This window comes from Coleofasciculus sp. FACHB-712 (assembly GCF_014695635.1).
Classification (GTDB): domain Bacteria; phylum Cyanobacteriota; class Cyanobacteriia; order Cyanobacteriales; family FACHB-T130; genus FACHB-T130.
On record NZ_JACJOQ010000285.1, the window covers coordinates 1 to 2592 of the forward strand.

Annotated in this window: 4 protein-coding genes; all 4 read left to right on the forward strand. The window is 48.1% G+C overall.

The window, feature by feature from the left end; genetic code table 11:
- A partial coding sequence (locus H6F50_RS07670; protein ID WP_190428076.1) for a sigma-70 family RNA polymerase sigma factor occupies positions 1 to 549 on the forward strand: 549 nt, incomplete at its 5' end.
- Positions 546 to 908 carry a hypothetical protein gene (locus H6F50_RS07675; protein ID WP_190428077.1) on the forward strand — a complete coding sequence of 121 codons (363 nt, stop codon included), beginning with the start codon at positions 546 to 548 and terminating at the stop codon, positions 906 to 908. The genes H6F50_RS07670 and H6F50_RS07675, both read left to right, overlap by 4 nt.
- Positions 909 to 1037: 129 nt before the next feature.
- Entirely contained in the window at positions 1038 to 1550 is a 513-nt protein-coding gene (locus tag H6F50_RS07680; protein ID WP_190414573.1) for a Spy/CpxP family protein refolding chaperone, read from the forward strand.
- Between the two features lie 33 nt (positions 1551 to 1583).
- Complete coding sequence (locus tag H6F50_RS07685) at positions 1584 to 2216, forward strand: YqiA/YcfP family alpha/beta fold hydrolase (protein WP_190428079.1); 633 nt, start codon at positions 1584 to 1586, stop codon at positions 2214 to 2216.
- Positions 2217 to 2592 lie beyond the last annotated feature (376 nt).

A 2592-nucleotide genomic window follows, 5' to 3' on the forward strand; every position in this document is an offset into this window, starting at 1 on the left:
GACACCGATGCTTACCTGGTAAAACGGTGTCAAGAAGGCAACAAGCAGAGCTTTCGGCAACTCTACCAGCGCCATCAGCAGCGCGTCAGATCAACTCTTTACCAACTCTGCGGTACCTCATGCTTAGATGATTTGGTGCAAGAAGTATTCTTACGCGCTTGGAAGGGATTACCAAAATTGCGGGAAACCGCCCATTTTTCGACTTGGCTTTATCGCATTAGCTGGAATGTCGCCTCAGATAGACGGCGGCAATTTGCTGTAGAAACCCGAAATTTCGCGTCTTTACAACAAAGCGCTACCAATGCCTTGCCAAGTCAACAAGAATCTCCCACTCTGATGCACTTACATTATGAAGATTTAGTGCAGCGCGGACTGCAACAACTAAGTTTCGAGCATCGCGCCGTACTGGTTCTGCACGACTTAGAAGACGTTCCGCAAAAAGAGATCGCAAATATCTTGTCGATTCCAGTTGGCACAGTAAAATCTCGCCTCTTTCATGCTAGAACCTCCATGAGGCAATTTCTCCAGCAACAAGGAGTCCACCTATGACTCAGTTCCCCGATGATGACAAACCCCTGGTAGAGTTTCTGCGCCAACACCGGGGTCATATTCCTCCATCTGCACCCGATTTAGAGAGCCAGATTATGCAAGCCGTAGCCTCTGCGCCGCCACAGCCGCAATGGCGACGACAGAGGTGGATTTTACCCTCTGCCCTTGTTGCTAGTCTGCTAGTTACCTGGGCAGGATATCGCGTGCTAGTGCCTAACACTGCATCGACTGCATCCACAAACACCGCCGAACTGGAAGCATTTCTGGCGACGAACTGGGATAGTGTTGTCGCGGGTGAAACGCCCGCGTCGTCGAGCAGCCAAGATGCAGAAGCTGATTGGTTGCTCTCAGAAAATTAGCTTTTTTAGGGAATCGGTAATGGTCAGTTATCTTTAATCAGCTCATTGCGACTACCTCATCAAGAATGGCTAATTGCGTCTTAACGAATTACTAATTACTAATTACTACTAACGACGGAGATTGTTTTCATGTCCCTAAATCGTATTTCTCTGTTAGCGGTTCTCATACTATCTATAGGGAGTGCGGTTGCTCTTGCCGATCCGAATCCCCAATCTTCTCAAACAATTGCCCAAAATTCGCCGGGTGCCCGTCCTCAAAGAGGCAACAAGGATGGACTCCTTCAGCAACTCAATCTTACCCCACAGCAAATGCAGCAAATGCAGGCGATTCGGCAGAAGTATAGAACCCAGATAGCGCCGCGCCAGCAAACTCTACGTCAAGCTCGGCAAGAGCTAGCGACACTGATGAATAGTACAGCTTCCGCCAGCCAAATTCGCTCTAAAAATCAGCAAGTTGAAGAGTTGCAGCAGCAGCTACAAAAGTTGCGGTTTGAAAGTATGTTAGAAATGCGAGAAGTTATGACTCCAGAGCAACGCGCCAAGTTTGTCCAACTGATGCAACAGCGACGACAACAAAAGGGGCAACGGGCGGGGAAAAATAGAGGACAAGGATTTCCAGGTTCGCTGGAGCGAAATTTTTAGCGGTTGATACGCCGGAAACTACTGCCCAATTGAATGCTTGATTATCTTTATCTGCATGGATTTGCCTCTAGTCCCCAGTCAACGAAGGCGATCTATCTGCGCGATCGCTTATCTTCCCTGAAAATCCCCTTGACAATCCCCGATCTCAACCAAGGCGATTTTTCCCATCTGACAATAACTCGGCAAATAAAGCAAGTCGCCGCTGAATTTCCCCCAAACTCAATGCCTGTTACTGTCATTGGCTCCAGCTTAGGGGGTTTAACAGCGGCTTGGGTGGGAGAAAAATACCCGCAGGTTCAGCGGTTAGTGTTGCTAGCTCCGGCTTTTGAGTTTCTGACTCACTGGTTGCTCCGACTGGGGGAAGAACAACTGCAACAATGGCAGACAGAGCAATATTTGCCGGTATATCACTATGGCGAGAAGCGATCGCTTCTTCTGCACTACCAGTTCGTCACCGACGCCGCCCAATATCAAGACGAACAGCTACAGCGCCCCATCCCTACTCTGCTTCTGCATGGGCGTCACGATGAAGTGATTCCAATTGCAGCTAGCCGCAATTACGCCGCCTCACGCCCTTGGGTTAAATTTATCGAACTAGAGGACGATCACAGTTTAGGAAACGTCCTACCTGAAATTTGGGAATTGATCGAAGCTTTCTGCTATTAATACCTGTTTGTTTCGCCGCCCCTTTAGGCGTTCCGCTGCCATATAAAAAACTAAAACCCGCCTAAGGTACCGGCGGGTTCGTGAACGAGCTATAAATGGTCAGGTTACTCAAACGAAAGAGGAAAAATTCTAGAAAAGTTGACGAAACCAAAAACTAACTCTACTAGGGTGGACTTAATTCGCAACAAACCTTTTCTAACTATCTTGCATTCCCTACGCCGATTCAGGCAATGATCTAGATCCGCGACCAACAGTTCAAATTCAAAAAGAAGCGAATGAACTTCAGCGCGATCGCTACATTTATTAGAGAAATACAACCGAGATTCGGTGTTGCGTTGGATAAGAGCGGGAGACACAGGCTCGAATCCGAAAACTT